Annotated in this window: 1 protein-coding gene; it reads left to right on the top strand. The window is 62.7% G+C overall.

Annotated features, from left to right (window positions below; genetic code table 11):
• A partial coding sequence (locus NP777_RS47500; protein ID WP_256656420.1) for a hypothetical protein occupies nt 1-220 on the top strand: 220 nt, incomplete at both ends.

Below are 220 nucleotides of genomic sequence, written 5' to 3'. Positions count from 1 at the left end.
GGCAGTGCACGAGTCGGTGGAGGGTACGGAGCAGGCCCTGTCGCAACCCTGGCCGGCAGCGGTGCCCAGCTGGGCGTCGTCGGCAAGATCGGTACCGGGCTGCATCTGAATGGGACGTCGTCGTATGCCGCTACGGCCGGGCCAGTGGTGGACACTACGAAGTCGTTCTCGGTATCAGCCTGGGTCAAGCTGGACAACAAGAACGAGAACTACACGTTTT

Source organism: Streptomyces rugosispiralis (genome assembly GCF_024505145.1).
Taxonomy (GTDB): Bacteria; Actinomycetota; Actinomycetes; order Streptomycetales; family Streptomycetaceae; genus Streptomyces; species Streptomyces rugosispiralis.
This window is presented reverse-complemented; position numbering and strand designations above follow the sequence as displayed.